This is a genomic window from Allobosea sp. RAF48, assembly GCF_052114025.1.
GTDB lineage: Bacteria > Pseudomonadota > Alphaproteobacteria > Rhizobiales > Beijerinckiaceae > Allobosea.
In genome coordinates, this window is the sequence record NZ_JBFRDZ010000022.1 from 28,398 (window position 1) to 54,923 (window position 26,526).

Genomic DNA, 26,526 nt, shown 5'->3' on the forward strand with positions numbered 1-26,526 from the left:
TCACTGCGAGGGCTTGAAAAAGGTGCGTCGGAAGATCGCAGGTCATGCGGGGAACCCGGTCTATCGAGGCGCGTTCAGCCGCCGGAGGTGAACCATGCAAGTTGCTCCGATCCGTTCCCCGATCGATATGCTGCGCGCCCAATCCCGCTTGAATATGCTTGTGGCATGCACACCCGGCTCCGCCGACGAGATCGAGAGCGCCGCCTTGCGCGACGCCATCGAGCACTATCGCTGCGTCACGGAAACGCTGGACATGTCCCGACGGTCGCGAGGTGTTGTCCGCCGGTCTCATGCCTGACGATCAGCTTGATCGATTGGCTCGCAGAAGCGCCAATCGGTCACGAACACCGACGCCATTGAGCATCTCGGCTGCATCGCCTTCCAGACGGTGCCGCCAGTTCGGCCTTTCGAAGGTCGTGCCTGGAACATTAGGCTGCACGCGAAGACCAAGAGCGTCCTCGATCGGCACGATCTTCATCGTGCAGGGCGTCGCCGCGACATAGCGGATCGCCGCATCGACCACCGGGTCGGTATCCTCAGGTGCCGGGCGTTCGCCGTCTGCCAGGCCAGCATCCCTGAATGCACCCCAGAGCACGCCGCGATCCCAGCTCCTGATAGCTGCGGCTTCGCTGGTCTCGCCCGGCGCATCGAGATCGGAACCCGCCCACCAGCCGGCGGTGGGGATGAGGTCATGGGTGCTGGTCAAGGCCACCGCATCGCGATCCCAATCCCAAGGTCGAACATAGCCGTGCTGGGTCCGTTCGAAGCGCAGGACGCGCAGGCCCGCCACGCCCTGCTCGCGCAGATAGTCGCGGAAGCCATAGGGCAGGGTGCCGAGATCCTCGCCGATGACGATGGCGCGATGGCGCCAGGATTCGAGAGCGATCAGGCGGAACAGCGTCTCGGAAGGAAAGCTGACATAGGCACCGTCGAGCGCGCCGGCACCTTCCGGGATCAGCCAGAGACGGCTCATGCCCATGACATGGTCGATCCGGATGCCGCCCACATGGCGCAGGCACGCCCGCAACGTCTCGATGAAGGGAGCGTAGCCGCTGGCCGCGAGGCCTCGCGGCGAGAAGGTGGTCAGTGCCCAGTTCTGGCCGTCAGCTGCGTAATAGTCGGGCGGTGCGCCGACGCTCAGCCCGTGCAGCACCTCGTCTTGACGGCTCCAGGCGTGGCTGCCGGCGCCGTCCATGCCGATGGCGAGATCGGCGATGAGCCCGACCGTCATGCCGGCTTCCCGGCAGGCGCGCTGAGCAGCGCCATAGGACAGGCTCGTCAGCCATTGCAGGAAGATCTGATAGCGGATCTCACCGCGATGGGCCTCGGCGAAGGCCGCGACCTGCGGACCGTCGGGATCGCGATAGCCGGGCTGCCACTCGCGCCAGGATCGCATGGTCGGGTCGCGCGCCAGCTCGGTGGCATGCAGGACCTCGAAGATCGCGTGGGAGCGCAGGAGGGACGAGGCTTCCGCGGCATAGCGCTCGAAGGCGGAGCGGCTTTCTCCGGCCTTGTCCAGTTGATCGAAGAGCGCGCGCAGGAAGCGTTGCCGCAGCGGCGTCGCGGCCGGCCAGTCGATCTGGTCGAGCCTGGAGAGCCGCTCCATCTCCTCGGCAAGGCCTGCCTGTGCGGCTATGGTCGATATCAGGCCGGCGGGAAACGCGGCCGCAGGATCGGCGTGCAGCGGATTGTAGAACAGCCGCGTCGAGGGCGAGTACGGGCTGAACTGGCCGGGCAAGGCGCCGTAGAGCGCATGAACCGGGCTGATCGCCAGCGCATCGGCCCCGCGGGCGGCGGCGGCGGCCCGGCCCAGCGCGGCCACGCCGGCGAAATTGCCGATCCCACCGTCATAGGCGCTGCGCAACGAATAGATCTGCGCCGCGAGACCCCAGCCTGGGCGCCCTCCCGAAAGGTCAGAGAAGGTGATGCAGCGCGTCGGGGCGACCGCAACGGTGGTCGTTTCGGCTCCAAGCTGGATAGTGTGGTACCCGGGTTGGTCGAACGCAGGCAAAAGCAGCCGGTCGTCGGCTCTTCGCGCCCTGAGGACGCGCCGCGATCCATCTTCCAGAACCACCTCGATCGGAGTTTCTTCCTCGCCGGCGGTGGGCAGGTCGACCGGCTGTCCGACCCGGGCGGTCAGGAAGCGCGCCGATCCTGACATGGGAAGGGTTTCCACGGCGGCTAGGGAATTGCGTAGCGCTTTATCGGTTTCGGCAGGCAGGCCGAGCGCGCCGAGGATCGCGCGCAGGCTCTCCGGCGTGACCTGGCGCAACGCGCCGGTCTGGTCGGTCCACTCCGGCGCGATGCCGGCGCGGGCGGCGAGCTGACGCAGGATGTCGTCCGTCATCGCGCGCCGCCCCCGGCATTACCCGACCCCGCATGTTCCAGCACGAGCAGCGCGAGAGGCGGCAGGACCAGCGACAGCGATTGCGGCTGTCCATGGGAGGGGATGGGCTCGGCCATCGCCTGTCCGCCATTGCCGAGCTTGGAACCTCCATAGATCTCAGCGTCGCTGTTGAGCCGCTCGGTCCACAGTCCAGAGGCTGCTACGCCGACACGGTAATCGTGACGCGGCACGGGCGTCATGTTCGCGATCACCAGCAGCGGCGGCCTGCCGTCGCCGGCCGAGCGGGTGAAGGCGAAGATGGCATTGGGCTGATCGTCCGCGATGACCCAGCCGAAGCCCTCCGGGGCGTGGTCAAGGCGGTGCAGGCTGGGATGGCTGCGATAGAGTCGATTGAGATCGCGCACCAGTTGCATGGTCCCGCGACGCCGGCCGTCATCATCAGCGGGCCAGGGGAAGGGCGCATCGACGTTCCATTCCTCCTCCTGACCGAACTCGCAGCCCATGAAGAGTAGCTTTTTGCCGGGATGGGTCCACATCAGTGCGAGGCATAGCCGCAGATTGGCGAAGCGCTGCCAGTCGTCGCCCGGCATGCGGGCGATGAGAGAGCCTTTGCCGTGGACGACTTCGTCATGCGAGATCGGCAACACGAAGTTTTCGGAAAAGGCGTAGATCAATCCGAAGGTGACGTCGTCGCCGTGATGGCCGCGATGGATCGGGTCCCGCGCGAAATAGCGCAGCGTGTCGTGCATCCAACCCATGTTCCATTTGAAGTGGAAGCCGAGTCCGCCATGGTGGACCGGCGCGGTAACGCCCGGCCAGGCGGTCGATTCCTCCGCGATGGTGATGGCGCCGCGCGTGCGCGCTCCGACAAGGGTGTTGAGCTCCTGGAAGAAGGAGATCGCCTCGAAGTTCTCGCGCCCGCCGAGATGGTTCGGCACCCATTCGCCGGGCTCGCGGCTGTAGTCGCGATAGAGCATCGATGCGACCGCATCGACACGCAGCCCGTCGAGGTGGAAAGTCTCCAGCCACCACAGCGCCGAGGCGATGAGGAAGCCGCGGACCTCGCGTCGGCCGACATTGTAGATCAGCGTGTTCCAGTCGCGGTGGAAGCCCTGGCGGGGGTCCTCGTGCTCGTAGAGGGCCGTGCCGTCGAAGCGTGCGAGGCCGTGCTCGTCCGAGGGGAAATGTGCCGGCACCCAATCCAGGATCACGCCGATGCCGGCGGCATGGCAGCGGTCGACGAAAAGGGCGAAGGCCTCGGGCGGGCCCAGCCTTGCGGTGGGCGCGAAGAGGCCGAGCGGCTGATAGCCCCATGAGCCGCCGAAGGGGTGCTCGGTGATCGGCAGGAGTTCGACATGGCTGAAACCCATGTGCTCCAGGTAGGGGATGAGCCTGTCGATGGCCTCATTCCAACTGCCCATGCGACCCCAGTCGCTTCTGAGCCAGGAGCCGACATGAACCTCGTAGATGGCGAGCGGCTCGGCCATCGGTGTTGAGCGCTCGCGCTTTGCCAGCCACGCGGCATCGCTCCAGGCGAAATCCGGGGTGGCAGCGACGATCGAGCCGGTGCGCGGCGGCTCCTCCTGCCGGCGGCCGAGCGGATCGGCTTTCCAGGGGAGCTTTTGGCCGTCAGGTCCGGTGATCGCGTATTTGTAAACGGCGCCCGGGCCGATGCCGGGGATGAACAGTTCCCAGATTCCGGGGCCTAGCCGGCGCCGCATCGGGTGGCGGCGGGCATCCCAGCTGTTGAATTCGCCGACGACCGCGACCTGGGCCGCATTCGGTGCCCAGACTGCGAAGAGAACGCCATCGACACCGTCGAAAGACCACGGATTGGCGCCTAGTCGTGTCGAAAGATCGAAATGGCGCCCCTCGGCAAAGAGATAAATGTCGTCCTCCGACAGCGACAGGCCGAAGGCGTATGGATCGGCCGCTTCGACGATGCCGTTGGGCCAGGAGATGCGAAGCCGGTAAGAGCCTTCCGAGGGGGCTGAGACCTGGAAGACGCCGTCGCCTTGCGTGATCATCGGCACCGCGGTGCGTTCCTCGCCCTCTCCGGTGACGAATTCGGCGTAGTTGCAGCCAGGGAGGAAGGCTCGCACGAAGCTGCCGCCCGCGAACGCGTGGCGACCCAGCACGGCGAAGGGGTCGGGATGGCGCCCTTCCTCCAGCAGCACCAGATCATGTGGGGCTAGAGCGGGCAGAGAAGGGGCAGACTGGCGCATAAACGGGCTTATCCGAAAGACGAGAGGCGTTCCGCACGGGATCGGGAATCGGCGATGATGCAACGCAGCAGAAACGATCTCCGTTCCGCTTCCGCACCATCGTCTAAAGGCGGGGGCGAACGGCGGAACCAACTACCCCTATTACCGTTCATCCACCGCGTTTCAGCCGCCTTTCGAGGAGCAGATGATGAGCCGGGAACAGATCGTCCGCGATACCGCCTATGCGATCTGGGAGGCCGAGGGTAAGCCCGAGGGCCGCGATGCCGAACATTGGCGCCGGGCCGAGGAGCGGGTCGCGGCGAGCGTCGGCGAAGCCGCCAAGGCGAAGAAGCCGGTCGAGGGCGAGTTTTCCGCGACCACGGACGACAAACCTAAAGCGACCGTCCCGGTCAAAAAGGCGGTAAGGGGGAATGCCGGCGCGCGCAAATCTGCGCCCAGGGCCAAGACCTGAGCGTATCGATGAGAGCTCCGAGCACTGTCGATGCCGCCTGATTGCCATGATCAGGCAGCGAGCGCGCTGGCATAGACATCCGCATAGCGGAAGCTGGGCCGGCGCCAGTCGAAGCGCTTGGCCATGGCATGGTCCCGCATCTGCCGGAACGCGCGTTTCGAGCGGAAGGCTTCGAGCGCGCGGGCGACGGCCCCGGTCAAGCCTGCGCCCGTGAGATTGGAGAACAGGAAGCCCGACAATCCGTCTTCGATCGTATCGACCAGCCCGCCGGTCCGGTAGGCGATCGGCAGCGCGCCGGAGCGCTGCGCATACATCTGGCTGAGCCCGCATGGCTCGAAGCGCGAGGGCATCAGCAGGAAATCGCTGGCGGCGAACAGACGGCGCGCTTCGCCGTCGTCGAAGCCGATTCGCGCAGCGACGGCGCGGGGATATCTGCGCGCGAGCTTCTCGACGGCTTCCTCGATGCGCGGCTCGCCGCGTCCCGTCACAACGAGCTGGCCGCCCTGCGCCACGATCGTCTCGGCAGCCTCCAGCGACAGATCGATGCCCTTCTGATGGACGAGACGGGAGACGATCGAGAAGAGCGGGCCCCGCGAGTCCGGCAGATCGAATGTCCGGCGGATATCGGCGGCGTTGCGCCGCTTCCACTGGCGGATGATCTGGTCGCCGGAGCGGCCGCCTTCGATCAGGGCATTCCAGCTGTCGTCGATGCCGTTGACGATGCCGGTCAATCGGCCTTCGCTCATCCGCGTCTTGAGGAGACCGTCGAGGCCACAGCCATGCTCGACCGTGGTGATCTCGTTGGCATAGGTCTCGCTCACCGTCGTGACATGCGAGCCGTAATAGATGCCGCTCTTCAGGAACGAAATCTTGCCGTGAAACTCGGAGCCGTTGATGTTGTAGGCGAGATCGGGAATGCCCAGCAGACGCATGCGCTGCGGGTGGTATAGCCCCTGATAGGCAAGGTTGTGGATCGTCAGGATCGAGGGCGTCTCCAATCCCTTCCAGCGCATGTAACCAGGCGCGAGCGCGGAGGGCCAGTCGTTCACATGGACGACATCGGGCTTCCAGTTCGGATCGGCGTCGCCGGCAGCTATTTCCGCGGCGGCGAGCGATAACCGCCCGAAGCGGATATCGTTGTCGCCGAAATCACCGCCACCGAACGGTCCGTAGGGCGAGCCGTCGCGATCATAGAGCTCGTCGCAGAGTACGCTATAGATGATCAGGCCGTCGCTAGTGGTGAAGCGGCCGAGCGACCATGGCGGCAGGCCGGCTACCCGCGGCAGCTGCCGGACGATTTCCATCGCCGGCCTCGCCTTGCGGACCTGCCGGAAGCCGGGCAGCAGCACGCGCACTTCGCAGAACTTCCGCAATTGCCGCGGCAGCGCTGTTGAGACTTCTCCCAGGCCGCCGGCCTTGATGAAGTCGCCCATCTCTGACGTTACGAACAGCAGCTTCGTGGTGGCGGCGATCGGCGAAGGGCGGTCCGCGATGTCGTCCTTAACGGCGGGCGCGTAATGCAAGGCGTGTCCGGACGTCGCGGGCAAGACTCCGATTTCGGCAAGCTTCAACCCGTCTGTCATCGTCACGCCCTCGGCACTTCGCGAAGCAGAACAGGTCGACCGACGCCGCGGTTCCGGCCTTGTCGAGAAAATATTCAGGCAAGATCGAGGCCAGCTATCCGGAACTGCCTTTGTCGCAGCACGTTGCTGCCATCGCGACGGCAGCAGGACGGCTTCGCGGCCTTGATTCTCCATACTGCAGCTGGACGCAAAACTGCTGTGACATGTCGGGAGCACGATATGACGGGTTTTGACATCAGGCCCGGACGGGCTTCCGAGCTCGGCGCCGTGTTCGATGGCGGCGGGACGAATTTCGCGCTGTTTTCGGTGCATGCTGAGCGGGTCGAGCTCTGCCTCTTCGACGAGAGCGGGCAGACCGAGACCGCGCGCATCACCCTGCCGGAATACACCGACGAAGTCTTCCACGGCTACCTGCCGGGCGTCGGGCCGGGGCAGCGCTACGGCTATCGCGTTCACGGCCGCTTCGCCCCGGAGGAGGGGCATCGCTTCAATCCCAACAAGCTGTTACTCGATCCCTATGCGCGGGAATTTTCCGGCGCGGTCGACTGGAACGACGCGCATTACGGCTACGAGATCGGCGTCGATGACGACCGCGATCTCAGCTTCAGCGAGCTCGACAGCGCGCCCTACATGCCGAAATGCGTGGTGGTCGACTGGAAGGCCGATCTGAAGCGCCCGGCCGCGCCCAACATCGGCTGGGACCGCACCATCTTCTACGAGACGCATGTACGAGGCTTCACTCGGTTGCACCCGGCCGTCCCCGAGGATCGGCGCGGCACCTTTGACGGTCTCGCCGAGCCGGCTGTGGTCGACTACGTCAAGAGTCTCGGCGTCACCACGGTCGAGCTCCTGCCGGTGCATGCCTATCTCGACGACCATCACCTCGTCGCCAAGGGGCTGTCCAACTACTGGGGCTACAATACGATCGGCTTCTTCGCGCCGATGCAGCGCTATGTCGGGCCATCGGGCCTGTCGTCGTTCCGCGACATGGTCCGTCGCTTCCACGATGCGGGGCTCGAGGTGGTGCTGGACGTCGTCTACAACCACACGGCCGAGGGCAACGAGCTCGGCCCGACGCTGTCGTTCAAGGGGATCGACAACTTCTCCTATTATAGGACGATGCCCGGCGAGCCGCGCTACTACGTCAACGATACCGGTACCGGGAATACCGTGAACACCTCGCACCCGCGCGTGCTGCAGATGGTGATGGATTCGCTGCGCTATTGGGTCGAGGTGATGGAGGTCGACGGCTTCCGCTTCGATCTCGGCACGATCCTCGGACGCGAGCCGCACGGCTTCGATCCGCGCGGCGGTTTCTTTGACGCGATGGGGCAGGATCCGGTGCTGCGCAAGGTCAAGCTTGTCGGCGAGCCCTGGGATATCGGGCCGGGCGGCTATCAGGTCGGCGGCTTTCCGCCGGGCTGGGCCGAGTGGAACGACAAGTACCGCGACACCATCCGGGGCTACTGGAAAGGCGAGGAGGGGATCATCCGCGATCTCGCGGCGCGCATCACCGGCTCGGGCGACGTCTACGACCAGCGCGGCCGCCGGCCATGGGCCAGCGTGAACTTCATCACGGCCCATGACGGCTTCACCCTGGCGGACCTCGTCTCCTATAACGACAAGCACAACGAGGCGAACGGCGAGGACAACAAGGACGGCCACGGCCATAACCTGTCCTTCAACCATGGCGCCGAGGGGCCGACCCAGGACGAGGGCATCATCGCGGTGCGCGAGCGCCAGAAGCGCAACCTGCTGGCAACGCTGCTCCTGTCCCACGGCACGCCAATGCTTCTCTCCGGCGACGAGCACGGCCATTCCAACCGCGGCAACAACAATGTCTACGCGCAGGACAACGAGATCGCCTGGATGCGCTGGGACGAGATCACCAAGCATGACAAGGCGCTTGCCGGCTTCGTCCGCCGGGTGATCGCCCTACGCACCGAGCACCCGATTTTCAGGCGCGCCTCCTTCCGCGACGGCTGCCTGCTGCGCTGGGTCAACCCGGCAGGCGGCGACCAGCAGGAGGAGCACTGGGACGATCCCGGCGTGCTCGCGATCGGCCTGCTGATGCATATGCCGGATGTCGAGGCGGGTGGCGACGAGGCGCTTGTCCTGTTCAATGCCTTCGATGGCGAGGTCGTCTTCAAGATCCCGCCGCGGGTCAAAACGGGTTCCTGGTCGGTCGAGCTGGATACGGAGACCGGTCCGAACTCGGACGAGGGCCGCAAGGGCCTGAAGGCAGATCAGGAAATCTCGCTCTCGCCCCGGTCCCTGATCGTGCTGATGTGATCAGGCTTTCCGCCACAGCGTGACGCTGCGCGCGGGAAGGACTGAATCTGGGCCGCTCTCAGAGGAGAGCAACCGCTCCCATCGGCCGGCTGGAAGCGTCAAAGGCGTCGCTTCGCGGCGTCTGTTCACGGCGACGAGCAGGCTTTCGTCGCTGCCGTTGAGGAGAAGGCAGAACGCATCGAGGCCCGCCCATTCCTGATCAGCGATTGGTGTCGCGTCCGTTTTGAGCCAGACGGCGTCCGGCGGGTCTCCCTTGCCGGTCAGGAAAGTGCTGCCCGACAGAAGCGGATGGCGGCGACGCAGCGCTGCAAGCGACGCGACGAAGGTCGTTAGCCCCTCATCCGCGCGCTCCCAGTCCAACCAGGAGATCGGGTTGTCCTGTGCATACGCGTTGTTGTTGCCATGCTGCGTGCGCCCGAACTCGTCGCCCGCGGTCAGCATCGGGACGCTGCGCGACAGGAAGAGCGTCGTGAGCAGGGCGCGGATGTCGCGATCGCGGACGGCTTCGATGCCCTGATCGCGGGTCGGACCTTCGGCGCCGCAATTCCAACTGTGATTGTCGTTCTCGCCGTCGCGGTTGTCCTCGCCATTGGCCTCGTTGTGCTTGCGCTCGAAGGAAACGAGGTCGCGGAGCGTAAAGCCGTCATGGGCGGCGATGAAATTGACGCTGGCTCGCGGCCCGCGATGGTCGCCGGCGAAAAGGTCGGAGGAGCCGGAAAGCCGCGTCGCGAGGCTACCGGCCGTGCCGGCGTCGCCGCGCCAGAAGCGGCGGATATCATCGCGGTAGCGGCCGTTCCATTCGGCAAAGGGGGCAGGGAATTCGCCGAGGCGATAGCCGCCTGGACCGACGTCCCAGGGTTCGGCGATCAGGATGGCGCGCGCGAGCTCAGGATCTTGCAGCATCGCGCCAAGGAGCGGCGCGTCTGGCGTGAAACCCGCCTCGGTCCGCCCCATCACCGTCCCGAGATCGAAGCGGAAGCCGGCGACGCCGAGACGCAGCCAGTAACGCAGGGCATCCATCGCCAGACGCATGACCGGGGCGCGGTCGAGCGCCAGCGTATGGCCGCAGCCGGTATCGTTGACGAGCCGGCCGGGATCGTCGGCGACGTGGCGATAGTAGACCGCGTTGTCGAGCCCGCGCAGGCTCACCGTGCCGCCGAAGTCATCGCTTTCGGCGGTGTGGTTCAGCACGATGTCGAGGATCACGCCGATGCCGGACTCGGCATAGGCGGCGCAGAGCGCTGCGAGATCGCCCGGCCCGCCGGGCGCGAGCCGCGGGTCGAGCGCGAAGAAATTGACGGGATTGTAACCCCAGGCATTGGCGAGCCCGAGCGGCGGCAGGTGGCGCTCGTCCATCCAGGCGGAAACCGGCATCAGCTCGACATGGCTGACGCCCAATCCCTGGAGATGGGCGATGACGGGAGGCTCGCGCAGGGCCGCTAGCGTTCCGCGCAGTGTCGGGGGCACGCCCGGATGGCGCATGCTGAACGACCGGACGGCGAGCTCGTAGATGAAGCTGGGCGATGCTGCGGCAGCCTGCGCGCCAGAGGCGGGCAGGGGCTGGACGATGCTGCGCGGCACCAGCGCCGATGTCTCGGCGCCATCGCGGGCGAGTTCCGGATCCCAGCGGAAGGGGCGGTCGATCACTGTCGCATAGGGGTCGACGAGCAGCTTCGCCGGGTCGAACCGGTGGCCGCGCTCGGGCTGCCATGGCCCCTCGACACGCAGGCCGTAGCGCAGCCCCGCGCCGGCTCCTTCGAGCAGGCCGTGATGGATGTCCCCGCTCCGGCAAGGCAGCGGCAGCGATGCCAGCTCCGTCTCGCCGGCCTCGTCGAACACTGACACGAGGACGCGGCTGCCATGGCGCGAGAAGACCGCGAGGCAGACCCCGCCTTCCACGATGGAAGGGCCCATTCGCGCCGGCTGCGGGCAGGGCCTGATCCTCATCGGCGATGCCAAAGCGTCAGCCTTCTCCCGGAACCGAGGCCGGCAGGTTCCAGATGCGCTGGGCATATTCCCCGATGGCGCGGTCGGCGCTGAACCAGGCGCAATGCGCCGTGTTGTTCACCGACATGCGCCACCATTTTGCCTGGTCGGCCCACAGGCTGTCGATCCGCCGCTGTGTCAGGCGATAGCTCTCGAAATCATTGAGAACCATGAACCAGTCATTCGCGAGGAGGCTGTCCACCAAGCCGGCATACCGGTTGCGATCGCGCGGGGAATAGGCTCCTCCGGAGACCGCATCGAGAACGCCCTCCAGATGGGCCGAGGCATGGATGATCTCGGTGCTCGGCCGTGGATTGCGCCGCGTCGCCTCGACCTCTTCCGCCGTCAGGCCGAAGATTGCGATATTGTCCGCGCCGACGCGCTCGCCGATCTCGATATTGGCGCCGTCGAGCGTSCCGATGGTGAKSGCKCCGTTCAGSGCRAACTTCATGTTGCCGGTGCCYGARGCYTCCATGCCAGCCGTCGAGATTTGCTCCGACAGGTCGGCAGCCGGGATGATGGCCTCGGCGAGGCTGACATTGTAATTCGGCAGGAACACCACCTTGAGCCGGTCGCGCGTGCTGATGTCGTTGTTCACCACGGCGGCGACGTCGTTGATCAGGTTGATGATGGACTTGGCGGTCGCGTAGTTCGAGGCGGCCTTGCCGGCGAAGATCTTCACGCGCGGCGCCCAGTCGCGATACGGCTCGGACCGGATGGCGTCGTAGTGGGCGATCGTCTCGAGGATGTTGAGCAGTTGGCGCTTGTATTCGTGGATGCGCTTGATCTGCACGTCGAAGAGAGCGGTGGGGTCGACCGTGACGCCGCAATCCTGGCGGATGATCTTCGCGAGCCTGAGCTTGTTCTCGCGTCGGATCGCGGCAAGCCGGTCGTGGACCGAGGGGTCGTCGGCATGTTTCGCGAACTGGCGGATCAACCCGATATCGTCCGAGACCTTCTCCCCGCAGGTTTCCTTGAGCAGGTTCGTCAGACCCGGATTGGCGTTAAGAAGCCAGCGGCGCGGCGTGATCCCGTTGGTGACATTGGTGATCCGGTCGGGGAAGACCCGATGCAGCGGCGCAAACACCGTTTCCTTCATCAGGTTCGAGTGCAGGGCCGAGACGCCGTTGACCTTGTGCGAGCCGACGAAGGCGAGATGCGCCATCCGCACCCGCCGACCGTGATACTCGTCGATCAGCGAGAGGGCGGAGAGGTCGGAATCGGGCGCGTCGCGGCGGACCCCGTCGAGGAAGCGGGCATTGATGCCGAAGACGATCTGCATATGGCGCGGCAGGAGCCGCTCCATCAGCGCGACCGGCCAGGTTTCCAGCGCTTCGGGCAGGAGCGTGTGATTGGTATAGGAGATTGTCGCCGTCGTGATCTCCCAGGCGCGCTCCCATTCGAACGCGTGCTCGTCGATCAGCAGGCGCATCAGCTCCGCCACCGCCAGCGAAGGATGGGTGTCGTTGAGCTGGATCGATGCCTTGTCGGCCAGGTTTTCGAGGGTGCCGAACTGGCGATGGTGACGACGGATCAAGTCCTGCAACGAGGCGGAGGTGAAGAAGAATTCCTGCCGCAGGCGCAATTCCTGCCCGACCGGGGTCGAGTCGTTGGGATAGAGCACCTTCGAGATCGCTTCCGCGCGATTGCGTTCAGCCACGGCTCCTACCAGATCGCCCTGGTTGAAGGCGTCGAGGGACAGCGGATGCATCGCCCGCGCGCGCCACAGCCGCAAGGTATTGGCGCCGCGCCCCCGCCAGCCGACGACGGGCGTATCATAGGCGACCGCGAAGACCGTTTCCTCCGGCGCCCAGAACACCTGCCCGGGCTTCTCGGTCGCGGTCACGGAGCCGCCGAAACCGATCTTGTAGGCGCTCTCGCGCCGCTCGAACTCCCAAGGGTTTCGGAAGGACAGCCAGTCTTCGGGAACCTCGATCTGCCGGCCGCCATCAATGCGCTGCTTGAACAGCCCGTGATCGTAGCGGATGCCGTAGCCGAGCGCCGGGACGCCGGTCGAGGCCATGGCCTCCATGTAGCAGGCTGCGAGGCGCCCCAGGCCGCCATTGCCGAGCGCAGCGTCAGGTTCGAGGTTCTCGATATCGGCGAGGTCGACGCCAAGTTCGCGCAGAGCCTGGGCCATGGAGCCGGTCAGGCCTAGGTTGTTCAGCGTGTCGGCAAGAGAGCGGCCGATGAGGAATTCCAGGGATAGGTAATAGACGCGCTTCCTGCCGGTGGCGTAGCTCTCCCGCGTGGATTTCTGCCAGACATCAATGACGTGGTCGCGTGCCGCGAGAATCGCCGCCGTCAACCAATCGTGGCTCTGAGCAACGGCAGGGTCTTTTCCGAGTGAATACGAGAGCTTGCGGAGCGCCTCGGCCTTGATGCGCTCGACTTGTTCATCGGGCTCGTAGTGAACGGATGTTTCGCGAGGCGGAGATGACAAAAGCAAAGTCCTATCCGGAAATTCGTGATGCCACGATCTCGTAACGAGAAGGCGACATCAAGTCTCGTCCCGCTTGAGACCTGGAATGCAATGCGTGGACGGGCCTCCGCATCAGTCGATCGGCGCGTCCGGGATATGCAGCGTAGGTTTCCCGACTCAGCCTTCCCGACTTCCGCGCCGCCTAAGGTATGCAGGCATATTATCCGCGTCTTCATGCTTCCCGCCTTCTGATGGGAGCTCGCGAACAGCCGATCCGACAACAACGCGGACCTTGGCACAAGACGACCCAGCGCGTCGCCGGAATGCGCGTCGAACCTATAATCCCGTGATGTCTTGTCCGCTTTCATGAGCGTGCGACGCTGCTCGAAGAGGGCCGGCCGACTATAGAAGACCCGAAAGACGGGGTTTGAAGCGGAGTCCTCGCCGAAGAAATCGGGAAGTGTGCGAGCGCGTCAGGCGCTTCCTCCGCCATGTGATGACCGCTGGGTATCGACGCGCCTCGGACGTCGTTGGCCCATCCCCTCCAAGCCGCGACAACGTCACCATAAAGTCAGGCAGGTCATCCCTTTCGGACCAGACCGCAATCATCGGGCAAACCAGCTTGCGGCCCAGTGCTCGGTCGTCGCGATCATGCTGCCCGTCGACGGCCAATCCAGCCCGAGCCCTCCAGCATGCTGGGCACCGTCGCCGGATCCGAAATTGAACGATGTAAGTCAGCGAAGTTCTCTTCGCCCATCGCCGCCGGCGATCCTCCATACCATGCCAGCGAGACGCTCCGTCCCACGTCGACGCGCCGAGCCAGTTCCTCGTCCACATTCCCCAGGTTTTGCATATTCGAGGGGCGCGTCAGCCTGTTCCAAAAATTTCTGCAGCTACTCGCCGACGCCCGCTGCAGGCTTGTCGCCTGGCTTCACCTGCGGCTTGTCCGCATCGCCTGTGTCTTCGGGATCGGGATTGATCGAGACCTTCGTGGTCGCGTCCTTGCCGAGATCGCCTTGGATCGATCTCACGCGCTGCTGCTCTTCGGGGCTGAGCTTGTTGCCTTCGCCGTCTCGCATGGACGCCTCCTGTCTGGAATGCCCCCCGGAAGGTGAACGGGCCTCCTTCCTGGCGGTTCCGGCATCACTCGCTATTCGGAGCGGGTTTTTCCGCTTGCAGCCTCTAGGAACCAATCCGCATCGACGACTGTTTGCCTGTCACTTTCGCTCATCAGCAGGAGGGGCTCATGGACAGTATTATCTACCTCGTCGGTCTCGTGGTGGTCATCATGGCCATCCTGTCGTTCCTCGGTCTTCGATAGGAGATCGCCATGTCCATGTCTGGAACGGACGTCGTCGTCGCACCGGTCACCGTCAACAAGGAGAACCGCTCCTATGTGCAATGGGGCCCGATCATTGGTGGCGCGGTGATCGCGACCGCCATTTCGACCATCATGACGGTCTTCGGATCCGCGATTGGCCTGTCGATGGTCTCCGTCGAATTCGACAAGAGTTCGAGCGCCACGGCTCTGGCGGTTGCCGGAGCGCTCTGGGCGCTCTGGGTCATGGCCTCCGCCACGATGGCCGGCGGCTATCTCGCAGGCCGCATGCGGCAGCCGAGCTTTGATGCCAATGGCGAGGAGCGCAAGGTGCGCGATGCGACCCATGGTCTCCTCGTCTGGGCGACCGGGGCGCTCCTGATCACCGTCGTCGCGACCTCGTCGCTTTTCGGTGCCGCCAAGACAGCGGCGAGCGGTGTCGGAAGCGCTAGCTCGGGCGTGGCGTCGCTGATTTCTCAGAATGTCGATCCGCTCGCGATGGCACTCGACAACGTGATGCGCGCTAACGGCCAGCCGCCGACGGCCCAGGAACGCGACGAAGCCTCGCGGATTTTCGTCAACGCGCTGAAGAACGGTAAGATCGAGCAGAGCGACCGGGATTATCTCGCATCGCGGCTGGCCGCGCGGTCCGGCATTACCGAGCAGGACGCACAGAAGCGTATCGACGATGCCTATGCCCGACTGTCGCAGGCTAAGGAGACCGCCAAGCAGGCGGCCGAGCGGGCGCGCAAGGTTGCGGTGCTGACGGCATTTCTCACCGTTGCCGCGCTGCTCGTTGGGGCGGCGGCCGCGTCCTGGGCCGCGACCCTCGGCGGCGAACACCGGGACGAGAATCTGCGGAGCGATCCGGCCCTTTGACCGGCGGAAGGGGCTGGACTGCCGGCTGCGCCAGCGGCCGGGCAGGTTCTCGTGCACCTGAACCCACCAGAGAACCATCATGGTCAGTGATGCCCATCTGATGCGACCGTGATAGGCGCGCCCAGTCGTCTCGACCTTCCGAAAGCGGTCGACCAGCGGATAACCCCCTTTCCCACCCAGTCCATGCTATGATCAAGTATCAGACGCCTGGTATGACGATGTAATGAGCAACGATCGAACGCGCCGCCCGACAAGCGCTCGCGACAAGGCGGAAGCCCTTTTCGCCGCGCCGAAGGTGGCACCACCTACGCCAATCGCGAAGCGTACCGTTCTGCCGGGCGCCAAGGAGATGGTCACTCTTCGGATCGACAGCGAGGTGTTGGCGCACTTTCAGGATGGCGGCCCCGGCTGGCAGGACCGGATCAACGACGCACTCAGAAAGGCGATGCCAGCAGCCCTCGATGAAGGGCTGAGGCCAAACGAGTTCAACTCGTCGAACGACGGCTGACCATAAGCGCGCGAGTCGCGCTTTGTGACCGTGCAGTTCTGGCTGATAGCTCTGGCCAGAGTCGCGAGGCGCGATTCGGGCCTGGCGAACTGCGCCGCGGCGCGAGGCGCCGAGCCGGCGTCGTCTCTCCCAGGCCAGTCGGTTCGGCGTCAGCGGCACCCAGTGCGATCCAAGCTTCGGATTAACGCAGCAAACCGGAATCGCCGGGGCAGTTGTAACTCCGTGGCGGCCGGGTCACACGAGAGGAGAGTCTGACGCATTGCTTTTCATGGGGTTGCATCTGGGCGTGCTGGGTTCGAAGCTGCGCTTCGAGGGAGGCGAAGTTATGCGTACGCTTGGCAGCTCAGAAGCCTCCATGGCTCGGATCAACGGCATCCTCATGCAAGGTGCCATCGTCGTGGCGATCGCCGCCGCCACCGTTCTCCCGCTGCTGCGCTAATTACTGCAGGCTTCAGGGCGCGAGTTGAAGTCCGCGCCATCAGCAAGCCCGCAATCGAACAAATGCCACCAAGCTCGACCGAGCTGAAAGCCTTGAACGCGCTGGAGCTAGCACCACGCCTGATTGGCGTCGAGCTGCTCGTTGACGGCGTGGGAGAACGATCGTCGAAACCGAGGCCTATCTCCCCGACGATCCAGCTTCGCACAGCTTCCGAGGTCCGGCACCGCGAAATGCGGCCATGTTCGGTCCTTCTTGGCACGCTTACGTTTATCGGTCCTATGGGCTTCACTGGTGCTTGAATATCGTTGCTGAAGGTGCTGGCGCGGCCTTGATCAGGGCCATCGAGCCGACAGACGGGCTGGCTGAAATGCGGGCGCGTCGCGGCAGCGCGGACAACCTATGCAACGGGCCGGGACGCTTGGCTCAGGCGCTCGGGATAACAAGCGCTCATGATGGGTTGAGTTTGGAACGCCGCCCTTTCTCGATAGTCGACCGAACACATGCGCCGGAGATTTCCTGCAGCACCCGGATTGAATTTCGAAAGCCGCCGAGCAGCCATGGCGATATGGCCTGGCTGGTTCGCGTTTCGTGAGCAGGGCGTTCCCAAAGCCGGGAAGATAAGCTCTGCCGCCAGGCTCAATGTCCCAAAATCAATCCTTTGTGAAGCTTCCCGAGATTGCCAGGCAGCCCTGAGAACGGGAGATCGTGGGGCCGAAACAAAGTCTGATCAGGTTCGGAACCGTTTGCATTTTCACCCTTGGGGGCCTCATCCCATTCGCAAATTGCCGAGGTCAGCCTCGGGAACTCGCGACCCTCTTCGGAATCCGGGAGAGCGTCGCTGACAGCGGCCGCGCGCTGGACGGCCGCTAATATTCATCTTGGTTGGAAATGCGCGCCTGTTCCGGTCGCTGCTTCCGCGGGCGGATGGGCAACGTAGAGAATCCCGATCTCGTCAAGCTCATGAGAAAATCGCATCGACATCTCGTACGCTCATCGTTGCCCGGCAGCCGGCGGTTAGCGCTACCCGCTACCTGTTATTGCGAAGGCGGACGTTGCTGGCGGCCGAAAGGGGTTCCCTTTCAGCGAGTTCAAGAACGCCGGCGGAGATCAGTTTGAGGACGGCGTCGCAGCTATCCGTGCTGGCTCTGCATACGCGGGCGCATTCCAAGAGCGTTGCCTCCCGCTCGATTCTCAGGAATTCGACGATGTGGGCTTGGTCCATGGGGTCGATCTCGGTTTGGGCGGCGCGCGCGATTTCGACAGCGTTAGACCAGTCGGGCTCGCGCAAAAGGGTTTCGCGGGACGCCGCGTGTAGCCAGATACCGCGACGCGCGAGTGCGCGGTCTGTTTCATCCCAGAGACGGATAGAGGGCGGTCGACAGGTCGATGGTTGCCCCCGGTGACTTAGAACAGCGGGCGAAGGGTTAAATTAACTCTGGCTTGGTACGCCCACCGACAGGCATAAGAACGCCCCATGGGTACGGCGGGTCGTCTTCGCGTTGGTATTGGTAAACGATTACCTCAGGCAGGTTGCGTTTGTCGTAGAGAGACATCCAAACCGGAACACGATGATGTTTTGGCCGGCGAGGAAGAGATGGATGCGGCGTACACCCCCATTGCCCTGTTGAATTGCCATTTCCAAGAACTGCCTGCCCAGTGCGCGCTGCTTGGCTTCTGATCAATGGCTATCGGGCACTCCGTCTTCGAGAAGCAACGTGACTTGCGGTAGGCCTGGAAGCTTGCGGGCAACGCCAGGGGCGTCGACCTGGTAGGAAATCGAGACCAGGAGGGCGGCTTCCTGGGTGCCGGCCAGGATTTCTTCAATTCCACTGGCGCGAAAGCGCTTCCCATCGTCTGCCGCGGTCAAGGTGCGCCAGCGCTGCTGATGGCGATCCCAATCCAGAATGGCCGTTGACGCTTCAGCATCCATCAAAATGCCGGTCAGGAAGGTGAGCGGGACAGGTGCCAGACCACCAAAGACGCGCTTGAGGTCGCTTCGATCCAAGCCCGATTCACGCCTTGCGAGATCGACCGGAAGCGACACGAGTTTGTCCACCGCGGCCTGCGGGCTGACGATCTTTCCGTCAACGACACCCTGGCGAACATCCAGATGCATCAGGTCTCGATGGCCCTCGATGTCACTCGGAACGGCGTGAGGGGTTGGCCAGGCCCATCGCGCAGTCGGCGGACTTCGACCACAATGGCCTTCTTCCGAGACAAGCGTTTCTGCTCAAAGCGATAGCGCTTCAGCTCCCAAACCAAGCCCACGATGATCAGCGCCCCTCCAAGAGTGCCGCGCCGTAGATGAGAACGCTCGGAGTTCCGTCACTGGTATTGAGCTGGAACGTCAGGAATGGGCTTGTGACGGCGATGACGAAGCCGGCGCTAAGCGCTGCGGTCAAGCACGCGAGTCCAATTCGCATTACCTGCAAGGCGGGCGATTTGCGCCGGAATATCCAATCAATCAGCGGCCGGTATCGAGCCCTCTGTCGGCAGCGTTGGCGATAGCTACGACAACGCTCTCGCCGAGACGATCAACGGCCTCTATAACGCGGAGCTGATCCACCGCCGCGGACCCTGGYGGAGCTTCGAGGCCGTCGAGTTCGCCACGCTGACCTGGGTGGACTGGTTCAACAACCGCTGGCTGCTGGAGCCTATCGGCAACATCCCGCCGGCCGAGGCTGAGGAACGCTACTTCGCGATGCTGGATGAGCCAGCCATGGCGGCGTGACTCAAACGAAATGGCCTCCGGGAAATCCGGCGCGGTTCACTGGGATGGTTGTCGCGATGGTTGAGCGAGCCTTTGCCAGCCTCGGCGGCTCCGAGCCAATCGATTTCCTGGACACAATGGAAGGGCAGGCCCTCGTGTCGCATACACATTCCCGGATCCAGAGAGGAGCCTATGCATAGTCAACCGCTCCGGCGAGACGTGTCATTGCGCGCGTCATGTAGAGCTTCGAATGACTGACGTGGGTACTGGAAGGACCAAAGGGATACACATCTGACTGCAACCACGGCTGTCTGCGGCTTCTAGATATGCTTGGTCGGTCGCGTCGGCGGTAGTTCTGCAGCGGGTTCGATCCGCCAGTCTGTTCCGCGTGCATTCGGCCGCCATTTCCCCTTGGACAGGCTACAGCGCTCAACACGTAGAAGGGGTTTGTCCGTGGGCGGCAGTCGCAATTCCAGATGATCCGCCTTTCCGGAATTGCGGATCCATTTCGGCATTTTCTCCCCGGGGAGATTGCCATCGCCTGGTGACATGAACAGCAGGTAGGGCCTGAGGCCACTGAATAACGAGTCGGGAAGATCGCAGAGCCGTGACAACTTGCTGGTCGTGCCTGAGCCTTTCCATGAACCCACCCCCTTGGCCTCAATCAGCACCAGGGTCGTTTCCCAAGCGATCAGCAGGTCGATATCCTGCTGGCTGCCTTTTACAATCGGGGGCTCGTTTGTTTTCGCGACGTCGATCGTGCTCTCGCCCTCGGCCAAGATCGTCAAACAACCTATCAGCCAGTCGATGTGGTAGTCGGTGGTCCACCAGGCGTCGGCCGGAATATCAGTTGCTGGATCGTGCTTTTGAAGGACGCTAGCCAGCCGTCCTCGGAAATCCGAACTCAGGGTTTTCGCCCCATCCCCCAAGGCGTCCCTGATAAGCCAATTGCGCTCCTTGCGATTGAACCGCTGCAAGGTCTTTACGAGCGTAGACATCCTGGCGGGCCCCGGAGTTATATCGAAACCGATCTTCCGGTCCATCTAGGCTCCGGCTCAGGCGGTTCCTCGCGACGCCTAAGGTGGCGCCGCGCGGCCGAGCGAATCGCGAAATTCCGGATGAGCGATCGCTACCATTTTCTYCAAGCGCTCTGCGAGCGACAAGCCGCGAAGGTCAGCAATCCCATATTCCGTGACAACAATTCCGGCGTCTGCTCTGCCGATGGTCGCCGGCCCGGATAGGTTGGCTACGATCCGGCTGCTCAGTTGCCCCTTCACTTCGGCGGTAGAGGGGAGGGCAAGGATCGGCACCCCTCCCTGCGATGCGCGCGCCCCGCGGACGAAATCAAGAGCGCCTCCGATTGCGCCGACATAGCGACCGCCGGCAATCTCGGTGTTGGCCTGGCCTGACAGATCCACCTCGAGGGCGGAATTAATCGCCGTGAAGCGGGGCAAAGCGGCGAGTTTCGAGAGCGAATGGGTTTTTGCGATCGGGCGAACCTCGATCGTTGGATTGAGATGCGCGAAGTCGAGCAGATCCTTGCTGCCGAGGAGGGTTCCGGTCACCGACAGGCCGCGGTCAACAGGTTTGGCTGCGTTGGTGATCGCGCCGGACTGGATCAACCGCATAGCCCCGTCACCAATCAGGCCCGAGTGCAAGCCGAGATCTCGTCGGTCAACGAGCAGGTCTGCGATGCAGTCGGGAAGCGCGCCGAGGCCGAGCTGCAGCGTTGCGCCATCCTCAACCAAGGAGGCGACATTGGCCGCAACAGCTCGGTCGACGGCGCTGGGCGTGCCGCGGGCGAGCGTAAGGACAGGGCGATCTGTCCGAATAGCGATATCGACATCGTCCGCATCGACCAATGCGCCGGTGAAGGGGGCCTGACGGTTGATTTCAGCCACCACGATGCGAGCAGTCTTCGTGAGACCCTCGACGTAGTCGCTGGTGCAAGAGAGGCTGAGTCTGCCGTCATCTGGGTGCTCTGCCAGCTGCAAAAGGAGCACGTCGACCTGGCCCGCCAACGTCTTCGGCAGGTCCGAGTAATGCACTGGCAGGATGTCGAGGGCTCCGACAGCGGCGAGTTTTCGATTGGTGCCCGTTCCGCAGAAGGACGTAAAGCGGACATGGTCAGCGTGAACGGGGTCGACCGCTTCCCCTAGGCCGATACCGACAAAGGCGGAAACGCCTCCGATCTGCGCGCGCTGCTCCATCAACCGACTAGTCAGCACGGTCGGTTCGCCACACGCCTGGCCCCAGCAAATCATTTCACCGGGGCGAACGATCGCGGCGAAGTCGAGAGCCTCGAGGGATACAGTGAGCGGTGCCATTGCCGGCTCAAGCTCGTTCGAACACCGCTGCCATACCTTGCCCGCCGCCAATGCACATGGTCTCAAGGCCATAGCGCACGTCGCGACGCTTCATTTCATGGAGGAGCGTCGTCATGATCCTGACGCCGGTGGCCCCAATCGGGTGCCCCAGGGAAATGCCGGACCCGTTGACGTTGACCCGCTCGGGATCGACACCGCGCCAGGTCTGCAGAACAGACAACACCTGGCAGGCGAACGCCTCGTTGATCTCGATGAGATCCATGTCCTTGACAGCAAGCCCGAGCCGCTTCATCAGCCGGGCCGTCGCGGGAACCGGGCCGATCCCCATTTCAGCCGGTTCGCAACCAGCTGCAGCCCAGCCCACGAGGAACGCATCCGGTGTCAAACCAAGCGCGGCCAGCCTATCCTCTGCCACCACGAGGCAGGCGGCCGCCGCATCGTTTTGCTGCGCAGCATTGCCGGCCGTCACGGTGCCCTCGCGCTGGATCGCGCGCAGCTTCGAAAGGCTCTCCAGCGTGGTGTCAGCGCGGATGCCCTCGTCCTGCGCAACGACATTTGCTTCACCGCGCTTTTGCTGGACGCTGACCGGAATGACCTCGGCGGCCATGCGGCCCTCGGACCAGGCCGCGGCAGCTCGGTGCTGGCTGCGCACGGCATTGCCGCCATACTCCGGCGGGATCGTCAGGCCGAATAGGCCGAGCTCACGCATTTCCGCGACGATCTCTTCAGGGACCTCATCCTCAATCTCCAGCCGCATCTCGTTGGGCACGAGGCGTTCCGCGACGAAGCGCTCGACGGTCGCCTTGAGATGCTGGAAGGTTTCGTCGTCGACTGCCGGCTCACTCATGCGTCACGTCCCTTGCTGCAATGTTCTGCGGCAGGGATGACGGTGCAGGTTCCTTCGACTGCTCGTTCCCCTGCCATTGTCTCGACGAAAATGTCGTAGGTGCCCGCCGCGCCTTCCCTGAGGACGCCGCCTGCTCGGATGGATGAACCGACCGGCAGCGGTCGGATGAAGCGTGTATCGAGGGCCAGCCGTTCCGGGACCCCGCCGAACGTGCGCTCGATCGCCTCGATCACCAGGTTGAGACCGAGCGTGCCGTGCACGATCGGGTGGCCGAATGAGGTCTTGGCGGCAAAGTCTGGATCGAGATGAATCGGGTTGAAGTCGGCCGTCAGCGCGGCGTAGCGCGCAACCGTGTCCGGTCCCGTCATCATCTCTGCGATGGCTAGTTCACGCGGCAGCGCCGCAGTCTCCAGCGTTCCCATTCCGCATTATCTCCGTGGAGCGCGTGTTGCCCGGCCTTGTGTCATCGCGACCAGATCGTCCGGATCTCGCCATTGAGAACGTCCTGCCCCTCGACGCTCAGGACGACGCCGAACGTCACCCAACCGCGTTCCTTGCGGCGTTCTTTCGAGAGGCAGCTGACCTGCGCTTCGAGTTTGTCGCCGGCCTTCGCCGAGCGACCGAAGACGAGCTTCTGGCTGGCGTGAATGTTGCCGGGCGGGCGAGGCTGGATGGTGTTCAGGTAGGCTACCATCATCGCGGCGACGAGCATCCCGGCCGGCACATTTTCGCTCGATGGCCGGTCGCCATAGATCGCCGTCCAGTTGTCCAGATGCGCATCGTCGAGCGTGATGGCGAAATTCCCCAGTGGCTGGCCGGGATTGAAATCGTCGAAGACCCAAACAGGGAGATCGGTTTGCGCGCCGCTCACCGCTGTCCTCCCCGGCCGTGCGGCACCGCGCGCCCACCGGCCAGCCTCCGCTCGGACTGCCGCACGCCCCGAGAAACCCCGAAGAGCGCTTCACTGATCCAGTCAGCGGAATCGCGCAGGTCGACGCCAAGGCGCTCGATATCCTCACGGGAGAGTTGCCCCGCAATGCTGATCCCGCTGATACCGAGGCGCGGCCTGCCTTCCGCGTCGGTGATTACGGCAGCGGCGATCTCCAGCCCTTTGAACAGCTGCCCTAGGTCGAAGGCATAGCCGTCGCGCTTGGCCTTCTCGACGTCGGCCACATAGTCCTCAAAGCTCGGCGGGGCCTGCCACTGCAACGTGTCGAAGCGCAGCTTCAGTTCGTCGTGAGACAGGTTGCGCAACGCCGCATAGCAACGACCGACCGCGCCCACGAAAGTCGGAAGGCGCGAGCCGTCGGACATGTCGACTCTGACCGTCTTCGCCGTTGATACGCGATCGACCAGGACGATGCGCTCGCCATCAGTCACCTGCCAAAGGCAGAGCAGGCTCTTGTGCTCGCCGGAAAGCCGCGCGAGCTCCGGTCGGATCAGATCGGCCTGGTTAGCGCCTAGTAGTGGCAGCGACAGCTCCAACACACCCAGGCCGATCCGGTAGGTCTTAGCCTCGGCATCGAAGTCCACCAGCCGCTCCGTCGAGAGCGTTCGCAGGATGTTGAAACACGTGCTGACGCTCACGCCGGTATCACGCGCGATGACGGCGACACCCGCCGGCTCACTCATCTGAGCGAGCGATCGGAGGATGGAAACCGCGTTGGCGACGGCTCCGACGATTTTTGGCGAGAGGTCTTGATCAGGGCTGGCACTCATGTATGAATGGCTTTCAAGAAACTGTGAATGTCATTCAGCATAGAGAATGACTAACACGTCAAACCAAGCGATGGAAAGCCCCCTTCGCAGAAAATAAGGGTGAGGAAAGTGGTGGACGGGACCGAACTCCCGATAAGCGTGAACGACGCATCTGGGGTGGCAGCTGGCCTTTCGGGCCTGCGCGTCCTGGATCTCGGCCGCTATATCGCGGGCCCGTTCTGCGCAGCATTGTTGGCTGACCAGGGTGCGGAGGTTATCCGCATCGAGCCGCCAGCCGGCGCTCCCGATCGAGAGGTAATGCCGATCGGTCAACCGGGCCGAGGCGCGCTGTATCTCCAAATGAATCGAAACAAGAAGTCGCTTGCGCTCGACCTCGACAACGAGAGTGGACGGCTCGCATTTGAGAAGCTGGTCGCGACCTCGGATGCCGTCATAGTCAATCTGCCGGCGGCCGCCCTGCGCCGCGCACGTCTCGACTACGACAGCCTCAGGGCCAGGCTCCAGCTCAGCCTCGGCGAGCACCGGCAGATCGGAGGTGCCTTCGCTTTCGTTGGTCTGTTCAACGGCAGCCTCGGACTCGGGATCCGTCGTTGCTGCGCCGAGCGAGGGGCGGCCGTCGTCACGGTCGGACAAATCCTCGACGACCTCGCGGATCGTCGCGAGGATTTGGTTTCGCCGAGGTGCATCGAGAACGTCTTTCGACGTGCCGACCGAGAACTACGAGGCACACAGTCAAMGGTGTCGCCAAGACCAGCCCGATGGGGCCCCATAGCCAGGTCCAGAATGTYGCGGCGACCACAATGGCGACAGGCGATAGCCCGGTAGAGCGGCCATAGGCCAACGGCTCGATCACATGCCCGGCAAGCGGTTCTGCGATCACGAACAAACCGGCTGTCAATGCGAGCATCATCCAACCGGGATCGACCGATGCGGCGATCACCATCGGAAAGACGGCTGACAGCAMSGCYCCGAGATARGGTATGAACCGCAGGATTGCGGCCAGGATGCCCCAAAGCAGCGCGCTGGGAACGCCAATGGCCCAGAGACCGCAACCAATCACCACTCCGAAGCCGGCGTTGACGATGAGCTGCGTGAGGAATAGGCGGCTGAGACGTCTGGCCGCATCATCGAACGCAGCCGTTGTCTTCTGCAGGTCGTAAGTGCCGGTCAATCGGATGAACCGGTTTCGAAGATCTTCGCGCTTTAGCAGGATGAAAACCACGAAGATCAGCACGATACCCGTCGTAGTCAGAGGATGGATCAGCGGCGACAGAAACRCCTGCAGCGTTTCGATCGCGCCAGGTTCCGGTTGATGGACTTCAACCGGTATCGGGCGTCCCTCTCGCGCAACGCCGGGCGTTTCACTCGGAGCATGAGGCTCTGCCTTGGGGCGGTCGAGTTCTTTGCCCAGGTCTTGCAGGATATCCGCAGCGCGGCTCAAAACCCCGCTCCCGGCCTCCGAACCCTTCAACGCGGCAATCTTGGCCCGCATGGTGCTCTGATAGGTTGGCAGCTCACTTGCCAATTGTGTCGCCTGTCCAACCATAGCCATCGCCAAGGCAGCCAACGTCGCGAATGCAATCAGGACAACCGTAAAAACCGCCAGTGCTCGCGGCACACGTACCTTCTGCAGTCCTTTGACCAGCGGCGCCAACACGAAGCTGAGCAGGATTGCGAGTGCCCCGGGGACGAAAACCTCACGCCCGAAATATAGCGCGGCRACAATGAAAGCTCCGAGSGCCGCATTCGCGACGCCGTCGATAGGTGATCTTACCGCTGGACTCGCGACAGTGGATGAAGCCTCGATCGCGGGCATCTTTCGGTTTCCTTCAATCTTGACGCCGGCGTTAATCCGTCGACGGAAGATCGGCCGTCGTCGGAAGTCATTTCTTTGACGGCTGGGGCCGGGTGGAATCGCCGGACGGAACGGACCAGGTCGCCGTCCACGTCTCGCTCAGGGTTCGATTTCGCGCTCTAAGAAACATGCGAAGCTCGGCCGACTGACCGTCGGGGAGCGTCGCATCGACGGTGGCGCGCACGCCTTTCAAGGGGGCATTGAACGCGAGGATCTTGGACGAGATCGTGCCGCTTGTTGTGGTCGCGACCAGCTCCAGGCGATCAAGCTCGCTTTGGTAATAGGCGAGATCGCCACCGGCGAAATCGACGATGAAGCGCTTGGTGCCGTTCCCGTCGACGACGCCGTCTTCGATGTCCGAGCCGTTGAAGGTCTGTTGCACCTGCGCGTAGGGATGCAGGTGCCAGGTCGTCGAGTTCGCCGAGATTCGGTAGCGGAACTCCGCCGCTTTTCCGGGGGGCAACGGCGCGTTCGGGGTCCAGCACGCGACGATGTTGTCGAACGCCTCGTTCACCGTCGGGATTTCAATCAGGTCGATCCGGCCCTCGCCCCAGTCGCCCTGAGGCTGAACCCAGTAGCCCGGCCTGGCATCGTAGCGTGCTTCGAGATCCTGATAGC

General features: G+C 63.8%; 21 protein-coding genes and 4 pseudogenes. 9 read left to right on the forward strand and 16 right to left on the reverse strand.

The annotated features are described in order from the left end of the window. Positions 1-301 precede the first annotated feature (301 nt). The gene (malQ, locus tag AB4Z10_RS27245; protein WP_441473537.1) at positions 302-2,347 is read right to left on the reverse strand and encodes a 4-alpha-glucanotransferase; all 2,046 of its coding nucleotides are present in this window, start codon (positions 2,345-2,347) and stop codon (positions 302-304) included. Then, positions 2,344-4,572: a 1,4-alpha-glucan branching protein GlgB gene (gene glgB / locus AB4Z10_RS27250; protein ID WP_441473538.1), complete on the reverse strand. Its 2,229-nt coding sequence runs from the start codon at positions 4,570-4,572 to the stop codon at positions 2,344-2,346. Before glgB ends, malQ begins: the two co-directional genes overlap by 4 nt. Before the next feature lie 187 nt (positions 4,573-4,759). Between glgB and AB4Z10_RS27255 the strand changes: the two genes are divergently transcribed. Then, positions 4,760-5,023 (forward strand): DUF2934 domain-containing protein, encoded by a 264-nt coding sequence (locus AB4Z10_RS27255; RefSeq protein ID WP_441473539.1) that lies wholly within the window; start codon positions 4,760-4,762, stop codon positions 5,021-5,023. A gap of 50 nt (positions 5,024-5,073) precedes the next feature. Here the strand turns inward: AB4Z10_RS27255 and glgA are convergent, their stop codons facing one another. After that, positions 5,074-6,546 carry a glycogen synthase GlgA gene (gene glgA / locus AB4Z10_RS27260; RefSeq protein WP_441473540.1) on the reverse strand — a complete coding sequence of 491 codons (1,473 nt, stop codon included), beginning with the start codon at positions 6,544-6,546 and terminating at the stop codon, positions 5,074-5,076. 279 nt (positions 6,547-6,825) lie between these two features. On the opposite strand from glgA, the gene glgX (AB4Z10_RS27265) reads away from it, so the two are divergent. After that, positions 6,826-8,898, forward strand: a complete 2,073-nt coding sequence (glgX, locus tag AB4Z10_RS27265) for a glycogen debranching protein GlgX (protein ID WP_441473541.1) — start codon at positions 6,826-6,828, stop codon at positions 8,896-8,898. Here glgX (AB4Z10_RS27265) and glgX (AB4Z10_RS27270) read toward each other — a convergent pair whose 3' ends face one another. From glgX (AB4Z10_RS27270) to AB4Z10_RS27280, 3 genes are all read right to left on the reverse strand, one after another. After that, positions 8,899-10,812: a glycogen debranching protein GlgX gene (glgX, locus tag AB4Z10_RS27270; RefSeq protein ID WP_441473542.1), complete on the reverse strand. Its 1,914-nt coding sequence runs from the start codon at positions 10,810-10,812 to the stop codon at positions 8,899-8,901. A 49-nt stretch (positions 10,813-10,861) separates the two neighbouring features. After that, on the reverse strand, positions 10,862-13,327 hold the full coding sequence (locus tag AB4Z10_RS27275) for a glycogen/starch/alpha-glucan phosphorylase (RefSeq protein WP_441473543.1): 2,466 nt from the start codon (positions 13,325-13,327) through the stop codon (positions 10,862-10,864). Between the two features lie 872 nt (positions 13,328-14,199). Continuing rightward, positions 14,200-14,385, reverse strand: coding sequence for a hypothetical protein (locus AB4Z10_RS27280; RefSeq protein WP_441473544.1), 186 nt, complete (start codon positions 14,383-14,385; stop codon positions 14,200-14,202). Positions 14,386-14,636: 251 nt separating this feature from the next. Here AB4Z10_RS27280 and AB4Z10_RS27285 point away from each other — a divergent pair, with 251 nt between their 5' ends. From AB4Z10_RS27285 to AB4Z10_RS27305, 5 genes and pseudogenes are all read left to right on the forward strand, one after another. Beyond that, entirely contained in the window at positions 14,637-15,503 is an 867-nt protein-coding gene (locus AB4Z10_RS27285) for a hypothetical protein (protein ID WP_441473545.1), read from the forward strand. Positions 15,504-15,726: 223 nt separating this feature from the next. Beyond that, entirely contained in the window at positions 15,727-16,011 is a 285-nt protein-coding gene (locus tag AB4Z10_RS27290) for a BrnA antitoxin family protein (RefSeq protein ID WP_441473546.1), read from the forward strand. A gap of 259 nt (positions 16,012-16,270) precedes the next feature. Continuing rightward, positions 16,271-16,450 (forward strand): hypothetical protein, encoded by a 180-nt coding sequence (locus AB4Z10_RS27295; RefSeq protein ID WP_441473547.1) that lies wholly within the window; start codon positions 16,271-16,273, stop codon positions 16,448-16,450. A 62-nt stretch (positions 16,451-16,512) separates the two neighbouring features. Beyond that, positions 16,513-17,071, forward strand: a pseudogene (locus AB4Z10_RS27300) (DNA-3-methyladenine glycosylase). 853 nt (positions 17,072-17,924) lie between these two features. After that, positions 17,925-18,128 carry a hypothetical protein gene (locus tag AB4Z10_RS27305; RefSeq protein ID WP_441473548.1) on the forward strand — a complete coding sequence of 68 codons (204 nt, stop codon included), beginning with the start codon at positions 17,925-17,927 and terminating at the stop codon, positions 18,126-18,128. Here the strand turns inward: AB4Z10_RS27305 and AB4Z10_RS27310 are convergent. Continuing rightward, positions 18,129-18,593: pseudogene (locus tag AB4Z10_RS27310) on the reverse strand (SAVED domain-containing protein); the annotation flags it as partial. Then, positions 18,566-18,727, reverse strand: a complete 162-nt coding sequence (locus AB4Z10_RS27315; RefSeq protein ID WP_441473559.1) for a hypothetical protein — start codon at positions 18,725-18,727, stop codon at positions 18,566-18,568. The gene AB4Z10_RS27315 and the pseudogene AB4Z10_RS27310, both read right to left, overlap by 28 nt. Before the next feature lie 193 nt (positions 18,728-18,920). Here AB4Z10_RS27315 and AB4Z10_RS27320 point away from each other — a divergent pair. Further along, positions 18,921-19,181: pseudogene (locus AB4Z10_RS27320) on the forward strand (integrase core domain-containing protein); the annotation flags it as partial. Positions 19,182-19,480: 299 nt separating this feature from the next. Here the strand turns inward: AB4Z10_RS27320 and AB4Z10_RS27325 are convergent. Genes AB4Z10_RS27325 through AB4Z10_RS27350 form a run of 6 tightly spaced genes read right to left on the reverse strand, consistent with a single transcriptional unit; the run spans position 19,481 to position 24,053 of the window. Next, positions 19,481-20,203, reverse strand: a complete 723-nt coding sequence (locus AB4Z10_RS27325) for a hypothetical protein (RefSeq protein ID WP_441473549.1) — start codon at positions 20,201-20,203, stop codon at positions 19,481-19,483. Positions 20,204-20,236: 33 nt separating this feature from the next. Further along, a complete protein-coding gene (locus AB4Z10_RS27330; protein ID WP_441473550.1) occupies positions 20,237-21,487 on the reverse strand; it encodes an acetyl-CoA hydrolase/transferase family protein in 1,251 nt (416 codons plus the stop codon). 7 nt (positions 21,488-21,494) lie between these two features. After that, positions 21,495-22,334, reverse strand: a complete 840-nt coding sequence (locus tag AB4Z10_RS27335) for an acetyl-CoA C-acyltransferase (protein ID WP_441473551.1) — start codon at positions 22,332-22,334, stop codon at positions 21,495-21,497. Next, positions 22,331-22,756: a MaoC/PaaZ C-terminal domain-containing protein gene (locus AB4Z10_RS27340; protein WP_441473552.1), complete on the reverse strand. Its 426-nt coding sequence runs from the start codon at positions 22,754-22,756 to the stop codon at positions 22,331-22,333. The genes AB4Z10_RS27335 and AB4Z10_RS27340 overlap by 4 nt, the downstream gene beginning before the upstream one ends. 41 nt (positions 22,757-22,797) lie before the next feature. Continuing rightward, on the reverse strand, positions 22,798-23,205 hold the full coding sequence (locus AB4Z10_RS27345) for a MaoC family dehydratase (RefSeq protein ID WP_441473553.1): 408 nt from the start codon (positions 23,203-23,205) through the stop codon (positions 22,798-22,800). Beyond that, entirely contained in the window at positions 23,202-24,053 is an 852-nt protein-coding gene (locus AB4Z10_RS27350) for an IclR family transcriptional regulator (protein ID WP_441473554.1), read from the reverse strand. Before AB4Z10_RS27350 ends, AB4Z10_RS27345 begins: the two co-directional genes overlap by 4 nt. Positions 24,054-24,209: 156 nt before the next feature. On the opposite strand from AB4Z10_RS27350, the pseudogene AB4Z10_RS27355 reads away from it, so the two are divergent. Further along, positions 24,210-24,491, forward strand: a pseudogene (locus tag AB4Z10_RS27355) (CoA transferase); the annotation flags it as partial. Between the two features lie 181 nt (positions 24,492-24,672). On the opposite strand, the gene AB4Z10_RS27360 reads toward AB4Z10_RS27355, so the two are convergent. Together AB4Z10_RS27360 and AB4Z10_RS27365 are read right to left on the reverse strand one after the other, a co-directional pair. Then, complete coding sequence (locus AB4Z10_RS27360; protein ID WP_441473555.1) at positions 24,673-25,869, reverse strand: AI-2E family transporter; 1,197 nt, start codon at positions 25,867-25,869, stop codon at positions 24,673-24,675. 67 nt (positions 25,870-25,936) lie between these two features. Beyond that, the coding region (locus tag AB4Z10_RS27365; protein WP_441473556.1) for a glucan biosynthesis protein at positions 25,937-26,526 on the reverse strand (590 nt) is incomplete at its 5' end.